The organism is Mesorhizobium sp. M1406, from assembly GCF_040317555.1.
GTDB lineage: Bacteria > Pseudomonadota > Alphaproteobacteria > Rhizobiales > Rhizobiaceae > Mesorhizobium.
The window spans coordinates 34442-56100 of record NZ_JAMYKW010000023.1; the positions used below are offsets into that span (position 1 = coordinate 34442).

Consider the following 21659-nt stretch of genomic DNA (forward strand, 5'->3'; position numbering starts at 1 on the left):
GGTGCTGTCGGACATCGACCAGCGCCGGCGCCATCTGGAGCTTGTCGTTTGGGGAACTTCCCATGCCCTTGTCCGTTTCCGTACAGCGTATATAATTTAGCCAGGCACCAACCCAACCAAAGGCACCAGATCTTGCCGCCGAGCGTCCAGACACGCCGCGAGAAACAAAAGGCCGAACTGCGCTCCGAACTGGTCGAGGCCGCGCACAAGCTCGTCCAGGAAGAAGGCTATGAAGGCCTGACCATCCGCAAATTGGCCAAGCGGGTCGGCTATGCCCCGATGTCGGTCTATTCCTACTTCGCCGACAAACAGGACATCCTGTTTGCGCTGGCGGAAGATGCGTTCGAGACGCTTGCCCGACGCATCGAGGAGCATTCGTCCGACGATCCGATCGAGGCGTTGCAGGCGGTCATGACGGAATATGCCGCCTTCGGGCTCGGCAATCCGAACGAATACCGCACGGTGTTCATGACCGAGAAGACCAAGCTGCCGGAAGGCAGGAGCTACGAGGACATGGAAGAGAGCAACCCGGCGATGAACGCGCTGATCAGCAGGGTCGAGGCCTGCGTCGCCGCCGGCAAGTTGCAGGGCGATCCACGCGCCATCGCCACCATGCTGTGGGCGGTCGGCCATGGCACGATCTCGCTGCTCATCACCTTTCCGTTCTACCCCTTCGGCGATCCGCAGGCTTTCGTGAAGCGGATGTGCGATTTCACGCTTGCCACGCTCAGCACGCAAAATGTGCCACCGCTGACCGGGACACCGGTCAACCGCTGAACGTCAGTACCTTTCGTTTCCATATTTCTCTCCGCCAGCCAAAGCGGGGTGAATTTCTTGGTTAACAAAAAATTTATCGTACGCGTACGGTTTCGCCTTGAACTTCGGGATCGACGGGCGTATCTGTACAGTGCATCGTACATGTACGAAAGAAGTTCACCGTAAGGTACGAATTGAATTCGACCTCAGAAAACGGAGACTGACTATGAAAAAGACACTCCTCACCCTCGCCGCCGTGCTGGCACTTTCGGGCTCGGCCTTCGCCGCCAGCGCCACCCACCCGGTCAAGCATGCGTCCGCCGCGACCTGCGTAGACACGAAGACCAACGTGAAGCTCGATTGCGCCTCGACCGGCTCGGTCGAGAAGAAGGGCACCACGGAAAACACCGCTGAAGGCCCGCGGCTCGGCATCAGCATCAATCCGTGGATCGTGCCGAGCTCGTTCTGATATTTGCGGGAAATCACTTCTGGCCGGCACAAGCCGGCCAGCTTCAGGCGATCGATACCGGCAACCTTGCCGCTGAACTCTCGAAGGCGGCGTCGATCAGCTTCTGCATATCGGCGGCGCGCCGGAACGATGGATCGCCATTCCGGCCAGCATCCAGTGCATCGGCAAAGCGCCTGGCGTTGCGTTTGACATCGGGCAGCGCCAGCGTTTGCCAGCGCTGAAGATCGACATCCCCACCCAGGCAGGCGGACAGGTTCGATACCTTGCCGTCGGTCTCGACCTTGATAGCGCCCTTGATGCCGTGCAGGGCCAGCGACAGATCGTTGGCATGACCGGTCGTGTAGCGGCTCGCCACGATCGTGGCGAGCGCACCGGAGCTGAGCCGCGCCGTCATCGCGACGCTGTCATTGGCATCCAGCACATAGTCGCCGATGCGCTCACCCTCGGCCTTCGGAAACGTCACCAGGTCGGCATGCAGACTGACGATATCCTGGTCGGCGCCATAGGTGGCGAAATCCAGGATATGAATACCGACATCGCCGAGCACGCCTGTCGAGCCATGCCGGCTCGACAGGCGCCACAGCCATTTGTCCTCGACCCGCCAGTCGCCCCATGATTTGCTGACCAGCCAGCTCTGCCGGTAGCTCGCCTCGACATGGCGCAACTCGCCGATCTCGCCGGCCTGCACCATGCGCCGTGCTTCCTGGATCGCCGGTGAGTTGCGATAGGTCAGGTTGACCATGTTGACCACCCCGGCTGCCTCGGCCGCTTCGGTCATTGCCAGCGCATCGGCGTGGTTCGGTGCCAGCGGCTTTTCGCAAAACACATGCTTGCCCTCGGCAAGCAGCGCAAGCGTCGTCGCCATATGCGCACCATCCGGCGTCGCGTTGATGGCGGCATCGAACTGGCCCCAGGCGACCGCCGCTTCCAGACTCTCGAAGAAATCGCCGATCTTGCTGGCGGCGGCAAACGCGGCCGCGCGGCCGGGCACCTGGTCGACGCAAGCGACGATGCCGCAGCCCGGAATCCCGGCGAACTCCTCGACATGATGCCCGGCGATGCCGCCTGTGCCGAGCAAGAGAATTCGATGCATCAGTTCAGGCCCCCAACCCCCTCACGCCCCAATCAACTCAGGCCTCAACTAAGGCCCTTGTCGCCATCGGCATGCAGACGCAGGCCCTTCTGGACGATCTTCTCCTTTGCCGCATCCGTCGGCACGTTCGGCGCATTGGTGATGCCGGACCATGCCGGCGCAGGGTTGTGCGCCCAGTGCACCGCATTGCGCAGCACCTGCTGCACGCCCTCATTGTGATAGATCGGATAGGTCTCGTGGCCGGGCGAGAAGTAGAAGATCCTGCCGGCGCCGCGCTGATAGGTCAGCCCGGACCGGAACACCTCGCCGCCCTCGTACCAGGAGACGAACACCGTCTCGAGCGGCTCCGGCACCGCGAACGGTTCGCCATACATTTCCGTCTCGCCGATCTCGAGGCACTCGCCTATGCCTTGCGCGATCGGGTGGCCGCGGTTGATCGCCCAGACGCGCTCGCGCTCGCCCGCCTCGCGCCATTTCAGCGAGCAGGGCGTGCCCATCAGCCGCTTGAAGATCTTCGAGTAGTGGCCGGAATGGAGCACGATCAGCCCCATGCCTTCCCACACACGCTTCTGCACCCGCTCGACGATCTCGTCCTTGACCTCGCCATGCGCCGCATGGCCCCACCACAACAGAACATCGGTGGCCGCCAGGCGTTTCTCGCTCAAGCCATGTTCGGGCTCCTGCAAGGTGGCGGTGGTCGCCTCGATGCCCTTGTCTCGGTTCAGCGCAGCGGCGATGGTGCCATGCATCCCCAAGGGATAGAGGTCGCGCACGGCGGCGTTGGTCTGCTCGTGGACGTTCTCGCCCCAGACGATTGCTTTTGTCGGCATTTTCATCTCCCAAAGCGCTTTAAATAGCATGTCCAATGGGATTGAGAAGGTCCGGTTCGATCTGGCCCGATGGAAATTACGTCTTGCGCCTCTTGCGCCCGGCAACGGTCTTGGGCTTGCCCGGTCTTGCGGGAGAGCCTGGAATGGCCGTGCTGGTGATCGATATAGGATCGCTGGCCGGGAACGTGTCCTCGAGGCCTTCCTCGAGTTCCTCTTCGGCGCTCGGCGCTTCTTGCCGCTCATGTTCGAGCGAGCGGACGGCCGCGGTTTTCCTGGCTGACTTCGGCGCGGGATTCGTCGGCATCGGCATTCTCCCTCGGCGTGAGGATGCAGAACGAGCCTGCCCTGCAAAACGTTCCGGGTTTAGACCGCTGCGTCGCGCGAGCCCTCGGACAGAAAAGTAAAGACATAGTCCGAGAAGGAACGCCAGCATTCAACCCTGAAGGCGTCCGGCGCCATGCGCAGCAGCACGATCTCGGTCTTGCCGAGGATGGTTCGCGACGCCGATCCAACCGGGAAGGCATCAAGCGACAGGTCCTGCGGACAGCCCGCATTGATCGTCGCCGCCGCCCCGGTCCCCGTCACGGTGATAGCGACGTTGCGATGCGAGATGCCGACCGCCGAGTGCAAGGCGGAAACCCCGGCACAATCGGCCAGCGGATCCTTGCCCGCCTCATCGATGACCAGCCATTCGTCGGGGCCGAGCCACAAGGCGGTTCGCCCGCCCTTCGAAGCGGACGTCTTCGGCTTTTTCGGCAAGGTCACGCCGAGCGCCTTGGAAAGCGCTGCGAGCGAGGCCTCCGGTGCACGCAATGAAATGCGCTCGGCCGGCGGCAGCACCTCGACCTTGACGCCGGTAGAGGTCGTGCTGCGTCCGGCCAGCGCCGGACGGCGTTCTACCGAAGGCGATGCGGCCGATGCCGTCTTTCTTGCAGCAGCCTTAGCCATTGAGGCGCCCTCCCGTCTCGTCGAAGAACACCATGCTGGCAACCTCCACCTCGATCACCCCGTGCGGCATCGGCACATAGAGCGTGTCGCCCATGCGGTCGCGGCCACCGGCGACCAGCGCCAGCGCGATCGAGCGGCCGCAATTTTCCGACCAATAGCTCGAGGTGACATGGCCGATCATCTTCATCGGGATCGCCTGCTTCGGATCCTCGACGATCTGCGCGCCTTCTTCCAGCACCACCTTCGGGTCTTTCGTTTTCAGCCCGACCAACTGCTTGCGGCCCTTGGCGACAAGGTCGGGCCGCGTCAAGCCGCGGATGCCGACGAAGTCCGTCTTCTTCTTGCCGACCGCCCAGTCGAGACCGGCATCGTTCGGCGTCACCGTGCCGTCGGTGTCCTGGCCGACGATGATGTAGCCCTTTTCGGCGCGCAGCACGTGCATGGCCTCGGTGCCGTAGGCGGCAGCGCCATGCTTCTGGCCTTCGGCCCAAAGTGCTTCCCAGACGGCCTGGCCGTAATCGGCCGGCACGTTGACCTCGAAGCCGCGCTCGCCGGTGAACGACATGCGGAACAGCCTGGTCGGCACGCCGCAGATCTTGCCTTCGCGCACCGACATATGCGGCAGCCCTTCATCGGACATGTCAATGCCTTCGACCAGCGGCTCTATAATCTTCCGCGCGCTCGGCCCTTGCACGGCGATGACCGCCCATTGCTCGGTGATCGAGGTCAGCCAGACATTGAGATGCGGGAACTCGGTCTGGAGATAGTCCTCCATATGGTTCATGACGCGCGGCGCGCCGCCGGTCGTCGTCGTTACGTGGAAACGGTCCGGCGCCAGCCTGCCGACGACGCCGTCATCATAGATGAAACCGTCCTCGCGCAGCATGATGCCGTAGCGGCAGCGGCCGGGCTCCAGCTTCTCCCATGGGTTGGTGTAGAGCAGCTCCATGAACTTCGCCGCATCCGGACCGACCACTTCGATCTTGCCCAGCGTCGAGGCATCGAACAGGCCGGCCGTCTTGCGCACCGCAACGCATTCGCGGTCGACCGCGGCGTGCATGTCCTCGCCTGCCTTGGGGAAATACCAGGCGCGTTTCCACTGGCCGACATCCTCGAACACCGCGCCTTGCGCCTCTGCCCAGGGATGGATCGCAGTCTTGCGCGTCGGGTCGAACAGCGGACCGCGCGCATGGCTGACGATCGCGCCGAAGGTCACCGGCGTATAGGGCGCCCGGAACGTGGTCAGGCCGACCTCGGGGATCGGCTTGCCCAGTGTCTCGGCGGCAATCGCTAGACCGTGCATATTGGAGGTCTTGCCCTGGTCGGTCGCCATGCCGTTGGTGGTGAAGCGCTTGACGTGCTCGATCGAGCGCATGCCTTCATGCACCGCCTGGCGGATATCCTTGGCGGTGACGTCGTTCTGGAAGTCGACGAAGGCTTTCACCGTCGTGTCCGGCCCGGCTCCGGGCGCCGCACCCAGCATGCCGCGCGACCAGCTTTCCGAGGCATCGACTTTCGGCTTCGTACCCTTGGCGGTTTTCGCGCCCGCATCCTTGGCCGCCTTGGCGCCCGCCGCATAGGCCTCGTCGACCGTCGCGGACAGCCCGTCGGTGCCGTTGCAGGCGCCGACAGAGACGCAGTCCTGCGCATAGGTGCCCGGCACGAAGCGCTTGGTCTCGTCGTTGAAAGCCACCTTGCCGCGCGACTGCGAGAACAGATGCACCGACGGCGTCCAGCCGGCCGACATCAGGATCGCATCGACCGGAATGGTGCGTTCGCCGCCGCCATTCTTCGGCTGCACGGTCATCGACGACACCCGCAATTTGCCGCCCGCGCGGATCACCGCGCGGCCGAAATTCACCTCGATGCCGAGCGCCCTCGCCTCGTCGATCACCGGTCCGGTCGGATTGTCGCGCAAATCGACGATCGCCGCCACGTCGACGCCGGCCTTCTTCAGGTCGATTGCCGCTGAATAGGCGGAATCATTGGCGGTGTAGACGCCGACATTCTTGCCGACCGCGACGCCATAGTGGTTGAGATAGGTGCGCGCAGCACCCGCCAGCATGATGCCCGGCCGGTCATTGTCGGCGAACACCATGTGGCGCTCGATGGCGCCGGAGGCCAGCACCACGCGCTTGGCCCTCACCTGCCACAGCCGCTCGCGCGCCAGATCGTGGCCGGGAGCCTTCAGATGATCACTGACTCGTTCGACCAGTCCGACGAAATTCTGCGCGTAATAGCCGAACGCCGTCGTGCGCGAGAGCACGCGGACATTGTCCATGGCGGCGAGCTCGGCCACCGCACCCTGAGCCCAGGCAAAACCGTCCTGGCCGTCGATTTTCGCACCGCTCTCGAACCGCAGGCTGCCGCCGAACTCGGCCTGCTCATCGGCGAGGATGACGCGCACGCCGGTCTCGGCCGCGGCAAGTGCTGCCGCGATGCCGGCGGCACCGCCGCCCAGCACTAGCACCTCGCAATGCGCATAGCGCGACGAATAATGGTCCGGATCCGGCTGGTCCGGCGAAACGCCAAGTCCGGCCGCGGCGCGGATCGTGGGTTCGTACAGGCTCTTCCATGCAGCCTTCGGCCACATGAAGGTCTTGTAGTAGAACCCGGCCGAAAACAGCGGCGAAGCAAAGTCGTTGACCGCGCTGACGTCGAAGGACAGCGACGGCCAGCGGTTCTGCGATTGCGCGTCAAGCCCGTCATAGAGTTCCTGCACCGTAGCCCGCACATTCGGCGTCTTGCGTGCCGCGTCACGCTTGATCTCGACCAGCGCGTTCGGTTCCTCGGCGCCCGCCGACAGGATGCCGCGCGGACGATGGTACTTGAACGAGCGGCCGACAAGATGGACGCCATTGGCGAGCAGCGCCGAAGCCAGCGTGTCGCCCTCGATGCCGGCATAGGACTGGCCATCGAAGCTGAACCGCGCGGTCTTCGCCTGCTTGAAGCGACCGGCGCCGGGAATGCGGAACGCGCCGATCATTTGGCACCCACTTCGTTGGAGTTTTTGGGCAGCTTGGACGGTTTCGGCTCGCCGGCCTTGTAGGTCATGACGAACTTGTCGGTGACGGTGTCGCGCACGGCGTTGAAGAAGCGGGCGCAGCCATGCATGTGCCGCCAGCGCTCATAAATGATACCCTTGGGGTTCGAGCGGATGAAGAAGAACTTTTCGAAATCATCGTCACTCTCGCCGGCCATGTTGGCCGAGCGCGCTATGTGCGCCTCGCCGGCGTTGCGGAACTCGAGTTCTGGGCGCTCTTCCTCGCAATAGGGGCAGCGGATGAGAAGCATTGTCCTGGTTCCTACAATTCGCCGTGACCGACGTGGGCGCCCGCCAGTTGATCGCAAAGCTTCTGTCCCAACGTCGCGAACGGCGCGACGAGCCGGATGCGCTCTTCCACGCTTGCAGCGGGACGAAACAGATCGCGAGACGCCATGTTGCCGAGGGTGAGTTGTATTGGATCGGTTGTGACGATCACTTGGCGCGGCTGGAACGTCTCGTCCTCCTCGAGCCCTTCGGGTCGTCCCTCGAAGAACATCACCACCTTCTGACCGCCGCTCCAGACGCAGGCCAGCGTGCCGTCGTCGACCGAAAACGGCCAGCCGGCCTCGTTGCCGGCGCGACTGATCGGCTGCAGCCGCACCTCGTCCGCCGAAGGAAAATGGAACATGCCCTGTTCCCCCGCCAGCATCAGCGGCATCGCGACAGCCATCTGCGCCATCATCAGTGCGCCACCGCCGCCGCCGCCGCCTCGTCGATGAGGCGGCCGGTGCGGAAGCGTTCGATGGTGAAGGGCGCGTTGATCGGGTGCGGATCGTCCCTGGCGATTGTGTGGGCAAAGACATGGCCCGAGCCCGGCGTCGCCTTGAAGCCACCCGTGCCCCAGCCGCAATTGACGTAAAGGCCGGGCACCGGCGTCTTGGCCAGGATCGGCGAGCGGTCCGGCGTCACATCGACGATGCCGCCCCAGGAGCGCAGCATCTTCATGCGCGTGAAGATCGGGAACATCTCGCAGATGGCGTCCAGCGTATGCTGCAATATGTGCAGGCCGCCGGTCTGCGAATAGGACACATACTGGTCGGTGCCGGCGCCGATCACCAGCTCGCCCTTGTCGGACTGCGAGATATAGGCGTGCACCGTGTTCGACATCACGACGCAAGGCACCACCGGCTTGACCGGCTCCGACACCAGCGCTTGCAACGGATAGCTCTCCAGCGGCATGCGCACGCCGGCCATGTTCATGATCACCGAGGAATGGCCGGCGGCAACGACGCCGACCTTCTTGGCGCCGATGAAGCCGCGCGTCGTGTCGACGCCCATGACCGCGCCATTGGCGGCGCGCTTGACGCCGGTGACTTCGCAATTCTGGATGATGTGGACGCCCCGCGCCGAGGCGCCGCGCGCATAGCCCCAGGCAACCGCATCGTGCCGCGCCGTGCCGCCGCGCCGCTGCAAGGCCGCACCGACGACCGGATAGCGTGCATCCTTGGAGGTGTTGAGCGGTGGACAGAATTCCTTCGCCTGCTCCGGCGTCATCCATTCATTGTCGATGCCGTTCAGCCGGTTGGCGTGGACGTGGCGCTTCAGCACCTGGACGTCGTGCACGTTGTGGGCGAGCATCATGACGCCGCGGGCCGAATACATGACGTTGTAGTTGAGCTCCTGGCTCAGCCCATCCCACAGCTTCAGCGCGTGGTCGTAAATGCCGGCGCTCTCGTCATAGAGATAGTTGGAGCGGATGATGGTGGTGTTGCGGCCGGTGTTGCCGCCGCCGAGCCAGCCCTTTTCCAGCACCGCGACATTGGTGATGCCGTGCACCGTGGCGAGATAGTAGGCGGTGGCCAGGCCATGACCGCCGGCGCCGACGATGATGACGTCGTATTCCTTCTTGGGTTCAGGCGAGGACCACTGCTCCTCCCAGCCCTTGTGGCCGCGCATGGCCTCGCGGGCGATGGCGAATACCGAATATTTCTTCAACGTCCCAACCTCGCCCCAGAAAAGGCCTCGCGAATAACGGCCGGGCGTTCATTCGATCCCGGCGCGCGAGGTGTATCACTAGCGAAACGGCGCTTCCACCCTTGCGCTGTTTGCGACGGCGCTTGCCGTTTTGCGCCGTGGTGAAAAAGCCGCATGCACTCTGGCAGCTAAGGCCCCGTTCGGTCACACTGCCTGTCGCGAGGCTCTGGAGGATCATTATGGGCAATGCCTGGTGGAATCTGACGTTGCGCTTCCTGCTGGAGCTTGCCGCCTTGCTCGGGCTCGGTATCGCCAGCTGGCGCCTCTCACACGATTGGTGGCGCTGGGTCGCTGCGTTGGCCATACCGCTCGTTGCTGCTGCGCTGTGGGGAACCTTCGCCGTGCTCAATGATCCGAGTCGGTCGGGCCGCGCCCCTGTGCCGGTTCCGGGGGCGGTGCGGCTGGTGCTGGAACTCGTCATCCTGTTCGGCGGCGCGGCTGGGTTCTACCTGGCCGGCCAAACGACCACGGGCATCGTCATGGCCCTGCTGATCGTCATCAGCTACGCATTCTCGCTCGATCGCCTGGCGTGGTTGTTGCGGCGATAATTCGCCCCACTGGCCTCCCTGTTTGGCGAGTGACGAGGAAGGCACGGCGTATCGATCAACCGCACGTGAAGTCTTTTTGCGGCCAAGACGCATGTTCATAGCCGCAAGGCGGGCGGCCGGTCTTGCTTTTTCCGCTCGATTTGGCGATGCCGTTTCCTGTCGAAACGGGTCTTCTTGCCAAATCGGTCCTGCAAACATGATGCTGATCAGAACCTATGTGGCTGCGAGCGCGATCGAGGGTGTCGGTGTGTTCGCCGCCGAGCCGATCGGGAAAGGCGCTTCGATCTGGCGGCTCGATCCGGATTTCGACCGGCTGATCCCAATGGACAAATACGAGGCGGCACCCTCGCATCTCCGGGAACTGCTGGACCGCTATGCCTATCCGAGCCCGGACCGGCCGGGTTTCATGGTCTATGAAGTCGACAATGGGCGCTTCATGAACCATTCCGGCAACCCAAACACGGATTTTTCGAAATATGGCGGGGCAACCGCGACCCGCGATATCGCCGAGGGCGAGGAGATCACCTGCGACTACGGCGAGTTCTTCGAGGATTTCGAGCGGCTGCATTTGGCGACGGCATAGAGATCTGCTGGAGAGTGCGAGGCAAGCCGGCCTCGGCTTGGCCGCCATCAATCGTCTGAAGCGACTGCCTTGCCGCCCTGGCTCATGGGGTGGAAATATTGAGGCAGAGCGAGCATACTGCTCCCTGTGTTCCTTTGATGAGGAATATGCCGATGCGTCTCGGGGCAAGAAGCGTTCCGATCGAGTACTATGTTCTCAGGATCGCCGCACCCGCCGCCGGCCGACCCAGCGAAAGCAAGGTCGTCGGCCACTTTGCTGAACGGCCAATTTTTTCCGAGGTCATAGATACCTTCGGCGACCACTATCACTACGTTGGACTTGCGCCACGGCTTGCAGATGGCCGGTTCGATGTCGAAGCGCTCTCGCCAGGTGAATGGATTGTCGAGCCAGGATTGATCTACAGATCAGATAACTGGAGGAGTTGAGCCAATGGCCGGTGCTACATCGAAGCTGCGAGGGAAAATCCCGCCGTTGCCGGATGCCGATTCGCTTTTGGCCTCGGCACCAGAGTCTGCGGCTCTGGTGCGTTACCTTGCCTCCTTGGCAATGACCGCCGTCGCCACGGTCGTGGCAGTTGGTGTCGACAGTCGCGTGGCGATCCCGAACATCTCCCTCGTGTTTGTGGTGCCGGTGATCGTAGCGGCCATTAGCTTAGGCTTAGGCCCCTCCCTCTTTTCGGCAATACTTGGTGCTCTCGCCTACAATTTCTTTCTCACAGAGCCTCGCTACACACTGATCGTCGACGACCCGGCAAACGTCTGGGCGATCGGGCTGCTTTTTGTAGTCGGACTAATCGTGAGTGCCGTTGCATTCACTTCCCAGCGCAGTGCAGCCGATGCGTCGCTCCTGAGAAGGCAGGCAACGGTGCTGCAGGGCTACGGCCGCGAAGTCGCGGCCGCTGACAATGCGCAGGCGATCGTCTCGATCACCGCCCGTGCTCTTGCAGCGCTTTTTCAAGTCCCTGTCGTCGTCGTTCTCGTGATGGAGAGCAAGGTGATTTCCGTCGAGAGAGTCGGCAACCTAGAGCCCCTGGACGCGGAAATCGAGGCGGCGCGATCGTCGTTGGCCACGGGGCTGTTCTCGCCCGCTGGCGTTTACCCGGCCTTAGCCTCGCGCTTTGACTTCTGGCCTGTGGTGACAGCTGAAGGCCAGGGTGCCGCCATTGGACTCGCATTCGACCCCGATGAACGTCCGTCGGCACCTGCCGCGGTCGTCGACATCGTAGGGCGTTTTCTGGCCCTGGCCCTTGACCGTCAGCTGCTGCGGGCCAGCAGCGATATTCGATGACGTTCGAACTCGCAATGCTGGCCGGGGGTTGCGCTCTCGGGCTGTTCCACATTGTCCTGGCATCGCATTCGGCTAGCCTCCAGCGCAGCTACCGCTGGACCGCTAGCGCGCGAGACGCGCCGCAGTCACCGCTCACGGGCGTTGCCGGTCGTCTCTCTCGCGCTTCCGCCAATTTCGGCGAGACCTTCCCCCTGTTCATCGCGGCGGTGGTGCTGGCGCACCTCGCGAATGCCCACGACGGTCGAACGATCTGGGGCAGCGCGCTCTATCTCGGTGCCCGAATCGTCTATCTGCCGCTCTATGCAGCAGGCATCTGTCTGGTGCGCTCGCTGGTGTGGAACATCGCCGTCGCAGGCATCGCGCTGCTGATCTGGGCGGCGGCGTTGCCTTGACCCAATCAGGCGATTTGTCGATGCCTACTGGTCCGAGGCATAAGGGGCCTGTGTGCAACGATCACGACCGTCGACCCGGCCCCTTTGACCGCAACGATCGCCCGGTTCAGCGTCTCCTCTCCGGCAGCATCGAGGCTGGAATTCGGCTCGTCCAACACGACAAGGGCGGGCCAGAGGGAAGCGACGCTTAAGCCAACCATAGCGGGCTTTTCGTAGGGCTTCGGAGCTACCCTGTTGCGGGGCTAGACTTATTCGATAGCACCTTTCCCGTGCAGATGGATTTCAGATCACGAACAAATAAGGAAACATCTCCGAAGTAATTCGGATACATTTCAACAAGCTTTTCGACCTTATCAACCTCGACCAAGACAGCCTTTGCACCAATGCCCCTTAGCTCGATTTTCTGCTCTATCTCTTCCAATGTCCGCGCACCCAACATAAGCGTCAAAAATGGTTGTATGGTCACGCTGTGACCTTTGTTATATTGGATCAAATAGTATCGATATTTTTCCGCTGGCTGTCCGGGATATTCTGAGTAACGGGTAAGATTCTTAATGTCTTCTAGTATGCTGGTCGCACCTATACGCTTGTTGATATCCCGCAATTCTCGCACCCTGTCATTGTGATCCGGAACACCGATATGATCGGGACACTGCTCAACGTGCGCGAATTCCGCGGACATAAGCTGGAAAAGGCGTAGCCAATCCTGCTCGCCCTTTCCGTGCTTCAAATCCTGGCCCAGGAATAGCCCGACAGCCTCAACTGCGGTCGCCCATGAGTGCTGAAGTTTGGTCCGAACTTGCAATTCGATGCGTCGTCCCTCGAAAGCCTCAGTGTCGGCATCCCTAGGTCGGTACTGGAAAACAATATGGTGACTTCGATAGCCGTCCGGCTTCGGCTCATCGATATAGTTGAATTCCCGCGAGTAGATCTCATGAGGGAACTTGTCTCGCATCGATGCGAGAAGCGAGCGAACACCTTTGATGTCGGCCATGATCGCTCGGCAACCGCCGATGTCGTTCATGGTGTCCAATTTGGTGGTGGACTCTCGAAGCTTCCGACGAATGGATGCCATACGCTTCGGACGGGATGCCATGTCGCCCTTCAGTCGCAGGGCTCTCATGTGGTGACCGACAGAGAACCGAACGCTCCGCATGGGCAGAAAGTGCGAGTCGCGCCAGCTATTGGCGATCGAGAAGATTTCAAGTGCGTCCACGTACTGGCCGGCGGTGATGTCTCGTCCGAACTGAATAGGTTTTGCCAGCCGGTCGCCTGCCTTGCGAACGGCTCTCATGCTGTAGGCAAGGCGCGGGTACTCAGTCATTGGACCCATGAAGTCAAGGTAATCCGCCTCATTCTGTACTGGCGGGACTACCGCAAGGGAATCAAATCTCATGGGTCGTATCCCTTTGGGTAAGCGAAGTACAACATACGGTATATTCCTGGGTTGCGGCGACCATGCCGGCGCGCCCTTCGGCCTTATAGCGCTCGACCCAACGCGCCACGATCTTGGCCGACACGCCGTAGACGCGCGCCGCATGGGCTTGGCAAAAAGCGCCTTCTATCACCGAAAGCGCCATCTCCTCTCGACGCAAAGGCGTGAGACGGGCATTCTTGTGGATGTTCATTCGGATCCTCCGGTGAGTGCTGCAGCTTGGTAACTCCAGTCTCCTCGGTCCGATCCGAATGGACAACCCTCTGAAAGCTCACATCTAGAGCACAGCCAGAGGCCATAGCGATCGCCAAGCAACTGGTCTTGCATACGCCCTCCCGCGGGCGGTGCGTTGTAAGCGCTGGCATCCACTCGATTCTTGCTGAAATTCCAGCTAGCTTGGGGAAAGATGGCTCAGTTCTGGTCGGTGAATCACAATCAGACCGCCCGTCAAGAGATTGATGGGCAGCACCTTTGGTCCCCCAAGACCGAGAGCAATGGCGCGCGAAATGAGTTCTACAACAAGATGGGCCATGCGACGCCCGGCGACCGATCAATTGGCTATATGGGCCGGGATAGCGGAAATCGCCTTCACCGCTCCGAAACCAATGGAGTTCGGAGACACCGGAACTTATTGGAATCAAGAGGGATGATTTCTGCCGATCTTTTGGATACCACTTTGCCCTTCGATCCATCCCAAAATAAGAACAGCGAGTCTCGGCCCGCTCCCGCCGAGGCGATATTCGCCAATCCATCAAGTTTCGGACTCAGGCAATCAGAAAGCCTATCCGACAGGCATTCCACAGAAGTAATACAGATTGAAAATCGCGGCCTCATTTTTCAAAACCAGGATGGTTTCGAAGCCGGAGCGTCGCTCACGGTCCTCAAGGCGAGAATTCTAAGAGACGTTCAACAATGACCCAGCACGCAGAAAACGCTCGAATTCTCATGTACAGCCACGACACGTTCGGGCTCGGCCACTTGCAGCGCTGCCGGACTATCGCGCATTCGCTGGTCGAGGATTTCCGCGGACTTCAGGTGCTTATCATTTCGGGTGCGACAATCGCTGGCGCCTTCGACTACCGCGCCCGTGTCGACTTCGTGAAGATCCCCAGCGTCATCAAGTTGCGCAACGGCGAGTACACCTCGCTGGAAAAGGACATCGATCTGCATGAGACGCTAAGGATGCGCCAGTCGATCATCCGCCACACAGCCGAGACCTTCCGGCCGGATATCTTCATCGTCGACAAGGAACCGCTAGGCCTGCGCGGTGAGATCGAGGACACGCTGTCTTACCTCAAGACGCGGGGCACAACGCTGGTGCTCGGCCTGCGCGAGGTGATGGATGCGCCGCACCTGCTCGAAGCAGAATGGGCACGCAGGGATGTGATGCGCAAGATAGGCCTGTTCTACGACAAGGTCTGGGTCTATGGCCCGCCGGATTTCTATGATCCGTTGACCGGCTTGGATGTGCCGCCGGCTGTCAGGGCAAAGATGAAGTTCGTCGGCTTCCTGCAACGGAGCCTGCAAAAGAACGAGTTGCCCGGCCACCGGCCCGAGGGCGACTATATCCTCGTTACCACCGGTGGCGGCGGTGATGGCGCCGAACTGATCCACGACGTCATCGATGCCTACCAGCAGGACCCGCAATTGCAGCATAGGGCGCTGATCGTGCTTGGACCTTACATGCCGGCGCGCAAGCGCAACAAACTGCTCAAAAAGGGGTCCAAGATCCCCTACATCAAGATCATCGAGTTCGACAACCGCATGGAGGACCTGATTGCCGGCGCCAAGGCGGTGGTGGCGATGGGCGGTTACAACACCTATTGCGAGATACTGTCTTTCGACAAGCCGGCGCTGATCGTGCCGCGCGTCAAGCCCCGCGAGGAACAACTGATCCGAGCACGGCGCGCAGCCGAACTCGGCCTCATCGAGATGCTTTTGCCGGAAGAAGCCGAGAATTCCCAGCGGTTTGCCGATGCACTGAAGGTGCTGCCGGACCGCGCCCGCCCATCGCAGAGCAATCCGCATCTGACGCTGGAAGGGTTGCCTCATATTTCCGAAATCGTCGCGGAACTGCTCGACCGGCGGGCCGGCCATCACCTGTCGGTTATTGAAGGAATCAACTGACTTGCAAAATCGCAAGATCGTCGTGGTTCTGAAGGGCTATCCGCGGCTGTCGGAAACCTTTATCGCACAGGAACTGCTCGGTCTGGAGCGTGCGGGGTTCGACCTGATACTCTTCGCGCTCAGGCGGCCGACCGACGCAAAACGCCACCCCGTGCATGACGAGATCAAAGCGCCCGTCCATTATCTGCCGGAATATCTGCATGAAGAGCCGCTGCGCGTGCTTCGCTCGCTGTTTGCTTATCTGCCGCGGCCGGGCTTCTGGCGCGCTCTCGGATCGCTGGCGACCGATCTCCCCCGCGACTTTACGCGCAATCGTGTGCGCCGCTTCGGGCAAGCGCTCGTGCTGGCGGCCGAATGGCCGGAAGACGCGGGCTGGCTGCATGCACATTTCGCGCACACGCCGGCATCGGTGACGCGCTATGCCAGCCAGCTTCGTGGCCTGCCCTGGAGCTGCTCGGCCCATGCCAAGGACATCTGGACTTCGGCGGACTGGGATTTGGCTGGCAAGCTTGCCTCGGCGCGCTGGACGGTCACGTGCACGAAAACCGGCTTCGACCGTCTGAAAAAACTCGCTAACGGCAACTCGTCCGTGTATCTGAGCTATCATGGGCTCGACCTTCATCGCTTCGGCATTTCCGGCGAAGCGCGAAAACAGCATGACGGCTCGGCGCCGGACGAACCGGTTATCGTTCTGAGTGTCGGGCGCGCCATCGAAAAGAAAGGTTACGATACCTTGCTGGAGGCCCTTGCCCTCTTGCCTGGTGATTTGGCCTGGCGTTTCGAGCATATCGGCGGCGGCGAGGAACTGGAACGGCTCAAGGCGCTGGCGCAAAAGCTCGGACTGGATGGTCGCGTCTCTTGGAAAGGCGCGCTTGCGCAGGAGGAGGTGCTTGAGCACTACCGCTGCGCCGACATCTTCGCCCTGGCCTGCAGGATCACGGCAAATGGCGATCGGGACGGTCTGCCAAATGTTCTGGTGGAGGCGGCTAGCCAGCGGCTTGCCTGCGTGTCGACCGATATTTCTGGCGTGCCGGAGCTTATATCGCCGGATGAAACCGGGCTGCTGGTTCCGACGGATAGCCCAATTGCCCTGGCACAGGCGCTGGAGCGCCTGATCCGTGATCCCGTGCTGCGCGCCCGCCTCGGCGACGCCGCGGAGCGGCACGTGCGCGGCAATTTCGATCATATTGCGAGCATTGGACAGCTCAAGGAACTGTTCGAGCGCGAGTGGCGGGCCGCCGATTGAAGCGGCTGCGCGCCTTCCTCTATGTCCAGCACCTGCTCGGCATCGGCCATCTCGCGCGCTCCAGCCGGGTCGCGGCGGCTCTGGTCGATGACGGGTTTGACGTAACCGTCGTGACCGGCGGAGCGCCGGTCGCGGGATTTCCGGGACCGGGGGTAAAATCTGTAACCCTGCCGCCTGTCACCTCCGGTGATGAAGGATTTTCGGGACTTGTCGACCTGCTGGGCAAACCGATCGACGATGATTTCAAGAAACGGCGTTCAGAGATGCTGCTGCAGGCATTCCGGGACTGCAGGCCTGATATCGTCATTGTCGAGGCGTTTCCATTTGGACGCCGGCAGATGCGTTTCGAACTCTTGCCGCTCATCGAGGCCATCGACGCGGCGTCGCCCAGACCGCTGCTGGCGACGTCCGTCCGTGATATCCTTCAGGAGCGCGTCAAGCCGGGCCGAAACCAGGAAACGGTCGATTTGATCAACAGGCATTTCGACCTTGTTATGGTCCACGGCGACCCGGCTTTCGCAACCATCGACAAGACATTTCCACTGGCCGGGGCGATCAGGGCCGAGGTCGTCTACACAGGGCTCGTTGCCGCGCCGCCATCGCCCGCGGCGTCCGAGCGCTTCGACATTCTGGTGTCGGTTGGCGGCGGAGCTGCCGGAAAGAGCCTTGTCAGTTCCACCGTCGCAGCGGCACGCAATGCCGACAACGGTTTGAAATGGTGTTTGATCACCGGCCCAAACCTGCCCAAGGACGAGTTTGACGCGATCGCCGGCTATGCCACGCCGGGCCTGTCCATCTTCCGGTTCCGCGAGGATTTCGCCAGCCTGCTGACCGGCGCCCGCCTGTCAGTGTCGCAGGCGGGTTACAACACCGTCTGCGATGTCCTGCGCGCGGGTTGTCGCTCCCTGCTCGTCCCATTTGCAGCTGGCGGGGAAACAGAACAAACGGTTCGCGCCCTGATGCTCGAAGAACTAGGTCTTGCAACGGTGCTGATGGAAAAGGACATAACGCCTGAAGGGTTGGCGCAAGCCATCGAAGAGGCGCTTGTGGCACCGACACCATCCGCGCATCGTCTCGATCTGGAAGGCGCGCGTCAGTCGGCGCAAATCCTGCGCGAGCGGTATCGAACATGGTCCCTAAAAATGGAGCCCGGTTTCGGAAAAGCTCCTGATCAAACAGACGACGAATCCTAGTCTAAACAGCTCCAATCAGCATGAAGCGCGTATAATTTTTTGTCGGCAGTTCGCCGGAGAACCGCACCTCCCGTAGCGCCGCCATTGCTTCGAAGGCTGCCAGTGAAGCCACGCAGTTGATGTGCGTCGGCTCGCTGAAATAATCGTTCGATTGCAGCAGTACATTCATGCCCCGCGGAAGCAGAGCAAGCCAGGCGCGCAGATCGGCTATGTGTTCGCAGCTCGTATTGACCGTCAGGTCGGGCCGCCCGGCCGCATAGTCTAGTGCGTACATATCCGCCGTCAGCGCCCGGAACCGGTCGCCGGCTTCCCGGTTGAGGGTCACGGCGACCGGCGCGACTTCGGGATCGATGTCGATGCTATCCACCGCCGCGATATCGAAGCGGGCGTCGTTGAAAAGCATTGCCGGCAATACGCCGTACCAACCACCCAGAACCCATATGCGCCCGAACCGGCCGCCGCAGCTTTCGAACAGCCTGTCGAGCGCCCACACCTTGCAGGCGACCTGTTTGTGGTTGAAAGCGTTGCCCATATCGGCGTTCGGATGCTTGGCGATGACGCGCGCCAGCCCCGCCACGAGAGGGCGGTCGACATAGACAGCAATTCCCCGCGTGAGGTCCAAGGCTTGATCGTGCCAGTCCATGCCGGCATTGCGTGGTTGCGTGACATCCATCATATTCGTCTTGTATGGTGGGATGTCGGGCGACACAACGCAATCTTGCCCCCCGCAAGGCCGTTTGATCCGCGGATTTGATTATGCTGTTAGCCGCTTCGCCATTGCCCGGTGCCGGAGAGAGCCGGTTGCATCTATGGGGACCATCGGTGTCCTTCGTGCACCGCAGCTTCGAGCTTGTCATTGGCGACGAAGAAATTGCCTATACGCCATGCGCCAGCAGCCGCTTTTTTATCCCGCATCCTTCCAACTGAAGGATCCACAGTCGCATATGGAACCCAGCCTAGCCCGCTATATCTGGACCCACACCAAGAAGCAGCAGCTTTGGATATTGATGATCGTCGTGCTTTCGATGATCCCGTATTTCATGTCCTTCGACCTGCCGAAGCTGATCGTCAACGGCCCGATTCAAGGCAAGGGCTTCGAGCAACCGGGCGCGACCCTGCCATTCATGAGGCTACACTATAACCTGCCGTTCATTGGCGAGGTCCTGTTCTTCTCCGGTTTTCAGCTAGGCCGCAAGGCGACGCTGTTTGCTCTGAGCCTTGTGTTTCTCTTGCTGGTTGTCATCAACGGCCTGTTTAAACTCTACATCAACACCTACAAGGGCCGTCTTGGTGAACGCATGCTGCGGCGTCTCCGCTTCGATCTGGTCGATCGTGTGCTGCGGTTCCCGCCGGTTTATTTCAAGCGGGTGAAATCCGCCGAAGTGGCGACCATGGTGAAGGACGAGGTGGAGCCGCTGGGCGGCTTTATCGGCGATGCGTTCCTGCAGCCGGTACTGCTCGGCGGCCAGGCGCTGACGGCCATGCTCTTCATCATGGTCCAGAACGTCTGGCTCGGAATGATAGCGGTCGTGATCGTGGTGATCCAGATCGTCCTCATCCCGCGAATGCGGCGGCGGCTGATCGTGCTCGGGCGCCAACGGCAATTGACGGCGCGCGCACTTTCGGGGCGGGTTGGCGAAATCGTCGACGGCATCGGCGCGGTTCACGTCCACGATACATCAAACTATGAGCGCGCCGACATAGCTGCCCGGCTCGGGCTCATCTTCAAGATCCGCTTCGATCTTTACCAATGGAAATTCATGGTAAAGTTCCTCAACAATTTTCTCGCGCAGCTCACGCCCTTTCTGTTCTACATGATCGGCGGGTACCTGGTCATTCAGGGCCGGCTGGACGTCGGCCAGCTCGTGGCCGTGATCGGCGCCTACAAGGACCTGCCCGGACCGATGAAGGAACTTATCGACTGGGATCAGGATCGGCAGGATGTCCAGGTCAAATATCAGCAGGTCGTTGAACAGTTCACCGTGGAGGGTCTCATTGCGCCTAGAATCGGGGCGTTGGCGATCGACGATCCCGATCCGATGACCAACCCCCTGTCGGCGATCGGTCTGTCCATAGCAGACGATGGCGGTGCGATGCTTCTCAACCGTGTCTCCCTCCAGGTCAAGCCGGGTGAGACGGTGGCGCTGGTCAGTACCGCGACAGGTGGAGCCGAAGCGCTTGCAGAAGCCTTCGCGCGGCTGAGCTGGCCCGACAGCGGAAGGATCGCTTCGGGCACCGACGACCTGCTTGAACTCCCCGAAGCAGTGACCGGACGGCGCATGTCCTATGCCTCGTCGGATGTTTTCCTGTTCCAGGCAAGCCTCCGCGATAACCTGCTCTACGGGTTGAAGCATGCGCCGCTGACACCGGTGACTTATGACGGTGCCGCGGCAGACCAGCACCGCTGGAACATCGACGAGGCGCGCCGGTCGGGCAATCCGGATCTTGATATTCACAGCGACTGGATCAACTATGCTTCCGCCGGCGCCACCGGCCCGCACGACCTCTTTGAAGCCGTGCGCCGGGTGCTCGACGCGGTTGTTCTGTCGCGCGACATTCTGGATCTTGGCTTGCGCTCTTCGGCCGACCTCAAGCGTCACACGGAACTTGCCAGGCGGATCGTCGAACTGCGTGCGGCGCTGCGAACCCGGCTGGAACAGGAAGGGCTGAGCGGACTGGTGGTTCCTTTCGAACCGGGCGCCTACAACAAGGAAGCGACGATCGGCCAGAACCTGCTCTTCGGCGCTGCCGCCGGCCCCGAACTGGCCGACAGGGCCCTGGCGGCCAACCCCTATTTTGCTTCTGTGCTGAAGCAAGCCGGCCTCGACCGCACGCTCTACGAAATGGGCATGGAAATCGCCCAACAGGCGATCGAGCTGTTTGCCGACTTGCCACCCGATCACCAGTTCTTCCAGCAGCTCGCCTTCATGAGCGCCGAGGAGATACCGGCCTACGAAACCTTGCTGCAACGGCTCAAGAACCGTCCCTACGAGGCGGTTTCGGAGAACGACCGCGCCATGATCGTTAGCTTGAGCTTTGCCTATATCGAGCCCCGGCACCGCTTCGGCCTGCTGAGCGATGAGCTGATGAGCAAGATCGTCGCTGCCCGCAACCGGTTCTATGAGAACCTGCCGCCCGAGCTGCATAACGCGATCGAACGGTATGATCCTGCCAAATACATTGCCGCGGCTACCGTCATGGATAATGTCCTGTTCGGGCGTGTGGGCAACAACCATCCCGATGCGCCGGACCGCATACGCTCCATCCTCTATGACATTCTTGACGAGCTGGGGCTTTATGGCGAACTTCTCGATGTCGGCCTGGATTTCAACGTCGGCGCCGGCGGCAGGCGGCTGACCGGTGGACAGCGACAGAAGCTCGATGTTGCCCGAGCCCTGCTCAAGCGTCCCGATTTTCTCATTCTCAACCGGCCGCTATCGGCGCTCGACCAACGCATGCAGGATAGGGTGCTGCGAAACGTGCTCGAGGAAGCCAGGAGCGACGGCCATTCGCCGGCAATTGTGTGGGTCGTGACGAATCCGTCAATGGCGATGATGTTCGATCGCGTTATCGTCTTCGACTCGGGTCAATTGGTGGAAGACGGAACACACGAGACACTTTTGGCAGAGAACGGTATCTTCAAGGAACTGGTGTCGTAGAGTGACGTCTCGGAGACGGAATTAATTCCATCCGGGCGCCCGTTGCCCTAGTCTGGCAAACGCGAATTTTGAG

General features: G+C 61.5%; 22 protein-coding genes and 1 pseudogene. 12 read left to right on the forward strand and 11 right to left on the reverse strand.

Annotated elements, in window-relative coordinates:
- The first annotated feature begins 132 nt into the window (after positions 1 to 132).
- Together NKH03_RS19650 and NKH03_RS19655 are read left to right on the forward strand one after the other, a co-directional pair.
- Positions 133 to 777: a TetR/AcrR family transcriptional regulator gene (locus NKH03_RS19650; RefSeq protein ID WP_352863207.1), complete on the forward strand. Its 645-nt coding sequence runs from the start codon at positions 133 to 135 to the stop codon at positions 775 to 777.
- A 205-nt stretch (positions 778 to 982) separates the two neighbouring features.
- Positions 983 to 1225: a DUF680 domain-containing protein gene (locus NKH03_RS19655; RefSeq protein WP_352969931.1), complete on the forward strand. Its 243-nt coding sequence runs from the start codon at positions 983 to 985 to the stop codon at positions 1223 to 1225.
- Between the two features lie 43 nt (positions 1226 to 1268).
- Here NKH03_RS19655 and NKH03_RS19660 read toward each other — a convergent pair whose 3' ends face one another.
- The 8 genes from NKH03_RS19660 to NKH03_RS19695 form a co-directional block, all read right to left on the reverse strand.
- On the reverse strand, positions 1269 to 2318 hold the full coding sequence (locus NKH03_RS19660; RefSeq protein ID WP_352863204.1) for a Gfo/Idh/MocA family protein: 1050 nt from the start codon (positions 2316 to 2318) through the stop codon (positions 1269 to 1271).
- A gap of 44 nt (positions 2319 to 2362) precedes the next feature.
- A complete protein-coding gene (locus NKH03_RS19665) occupies positions 2363 to 3148 on the reverse strand; it encodes a ThuA domain-containing protein (RefSeq protein ID WP_352863203.1) in 786 nt (261 codons plus the stop codon).
- A gap of 76 nt (positions 3149 to 3224) precedes the next feature.
- Entirely contained in the window at positions 3225 to 3452 is a 228-nt protein-coding gene (locus tag NKH03_RS19670) for a hypothetical protein (protein ID WP_352969934.1), read from the reverse strand.
- A gap of 59 nt (positions 3453 to 3511) precedes the next feature.
- A complete protein-coding gene (locus NKH03_RS19675; protein ID WP_352969936.1) occupies positions 3512 to 4096 on the reverse strand; it encodes a sarcosine oxidase subunit gamma in 585 nt (194 codons plus the stop codon).
- The gene (locus NKH03_RS19680) at positions 4089 to 7082 is read right to left on the reverse strand and encodes a sarcosine oxidase subunit alpha (RefSeq protein ID WP_352969938.1); all 2994 of its coding nucleotides are present in this window, start codon (positions 7080 to 7082) and stop codon (positions 4089 to 4091) included. The genes NKH03_RS19675 and NKH03_RS19680 overlap by 8 nt, the downstream gene beginning before the upstream one ends.
- Complete coding sequence (locus NKH03_RS19685) at positions 7079 to 7390, reverse strand: sarcosine oxidase subunit delta (RefSeq protein WP_352863197.1); 312 nt, start codon at positions 7388 to 7390, stop codon at positions 7079 to 7081. The genes NKH03_RS19680 and NKH03_RS19685 overlap by 4 nt, the downstream gene beginning before the upstream one ends.
- A gap of 11 nt (positions 7391 to 7401) precedes the next feature.
- On the reverse strand, positions 7402 to 7824 hold the full coding sequence (locus NKH03_RS19690; protein WP_352969940.1) for a hypothetical protein: 423 nt from the start codon (positions 7822 to 7824) through the stop codon (positions 7402 to 7404).
- On the reverse strand, positions 7824 to 9077 hold the full coding sequence (locus NKH03_RS19695; protein WP_352878861.1) for a sarcosine oxidase subunit beta: 1254 nt from the start codon (positions 9075 to 9077) through the stop codon (positions 7824 to 7826). Before NKH03_RS19695 ends, NKH03_RS19690 begins: the two co-directional genes overlap by 1 nt.
- Before the next feature lie 218 nt (positions 9078 to 9295).
- On the opposite strand from NKH03_RS19695, the gene NKH03_RS19700 reads away from it, so the two are divergent.
- The 5 genes from NKH03_RS19700 to NKH03_RS19720 all read left to right on the forward strand — a co-directional run bounded on the left by NKH03_RS19700 (position 9296) and on the right by NKH03_RS19720 (position 11926).
- Positions 9296 to 9664, forward strand: a complete 369-nt coding sequence (locus tag NKH03_RS19700; RefSeq protein ID WP_352863192.1) for a YrdB family protein — start codon at positions 9296 to 9298, stop codon at positions 9662 to 9664.
- 196 nt (positions 9665 to 9860) lie between these two features.
- Entirely contained in the window at positions 9861 to 10247 is a 387-nt protein-coding gene (locus tag NKH03_RS19705; RefSeq protein ID WP_352969942.1) for an SET domain-containing protein, read from the forward strand.
- Positions 10248 to 10399: 152 nt separating this feature from the next.
- Positions 10400 to 10672, forward strand: coding sequence for a hypothetical protein (locus NKH03_RS19710; RefSeq protein ID WP_352863190.1), 273 nt, complete (start codon positions 10400 to 10402; stop codon positions 10670 to 10672).
- A 4-nt stretch (positions 10673 to 10676) separates the two neighbouring features.
- The gene (locus NKH03_RS19715; RefSeq protein WP_352969944.1) at positions 10677 to 11534 is read left to right on the forward strand and encodes a DUF4118 domain-containing protein; all 858 of its coding nucleotides are present in this window, start codon (positions 10677 to 10679) and stop codon (positions 11532 to 11534) included.
- A complete protein-coding gene (locus NKH03_RS19720; RefSeq protein ID WP_352969945.1) occupies positions 11531 to 11926 on the forward strand; it encodes an MAPEG family protein in 396 nt (131 codons plus the stop codon). Before NKH03_RS19715 ends, NKH03_RS19720 begins: the two co-directional genes overlap by 4 nt.
- 226 nt (positions 11927 to 12152) lie before the next feature.
- Here the strand turns inward: NKH03_RS19720 and NKH03_RS19725 are convergent, their stop codons facing one another.
- Positions 12153 to 13322 carry a RelA/SpoT domain-containing protein gene (locus NKH03_RS19725; RefSeq protein WP_352969947.1) on the reverse strand — a complete coding sequence of 390 codons (1170 nt, stop codon included), beginning with the start codon at positions 13320 to 13322 and terminating at the stop codon, positions 12153 to 12155.
- A 61-nt stretch (positions 13323 to 13383) separates the two neighbouring features.
- A pseudogene (locus NKH03_RS19730) lies at positions 13384 to 13554 on the reverse strand (helix-turn-helix domain-containing protein); the annotation flags it as partial.
- Between the two features lie 213 nt (positions 13555 to 13767).
- Here NKH03_RS19730 and NKH03_RS19735 point away from each other — a divergent pair.
- From NKH03_RS19735 to NKH03_RS19750, 4 genes are read left to right on the forward strand one after another with little or no spacing between them, the layout of a single operon-like run.
- Positions 13768 to 14277, forward strand: coding sequence for a hypothetical protein (locus tag NKH03_RS19735; RefSeq protein WP_352969949.1), 510 nt, complete (start codon positions 13768 to 13770; stop codon positions 14275 to 14277).
- Positions 14274 to 15488: a glycosyltransferase family protein gene (locus tag NKH03_RS19740; protein ID WP_352969952.1), complete on the forward strand. Its 1215-nt coding sequence runs from the start codon at positions 14274 to 14276 to the stop codon at positions 15486 to 15488. Before NKH03_RS19735 ends, NKH03_RS19740 begins: the two co-directional genes overlap by 4 nt.
- Position 15489: 1 nt before the next feature.
- Positions 15490 to 16734, forward strand: coding sequence for a glycosyltransferase (locus tag NKH03_RS19745; RefSeq protein WP_352969954.1), 1245 nt, complete (start codon positions 15490 to 15492; stop codon positions 16732 to 16734).
- Complete coding sequence (locus NKH03_RS19750) at positions 16731 to 17927, forward strand: glycosyltransferase family protein (RefSeq protein WP_352969997.1); 1197 nt, start codon at positions 16731 to 16733, stop codon at positions 17925 to 17927. Before NKH03_RS19745 ends, NKH03_RS19750 begins: the two co-directional genes overlap by 4 nt.
- Before the next feature lies 1 nt (position 17928).
- Here NKH03_RS19750 and NKH03_RS19755 read toward each other — a convergent pair whose 3' ends face one another.
- Complete coding sequence (locus NKH03_RS19755) at positions 17929 to 18603, reverse strand: class I SAM-dependent methyltransferase (protein ID WP_502913533.1); 675 nt, start codon at positions 18601 to 18603, stop codon at positions 17929 to 17931.
- 268 nt (positions 18604 to 18871) lie between these two features.
- Between NKH03_RS19755 and NKH03_RS19760 the strand changes: the two genes are divergently transcribed.
- Entirely contained in the window at positions 18872 to 21586 is a 2715-nt protein-coding gene (locus NKH03_RS19760; protein WP_352878836.1) for an ABC transporter transmembrane domain-containing protein, read from the forward strand.
- The last annotated feature ends 73 nt before the right edge of the window (positions 21587 to 21659 follow it).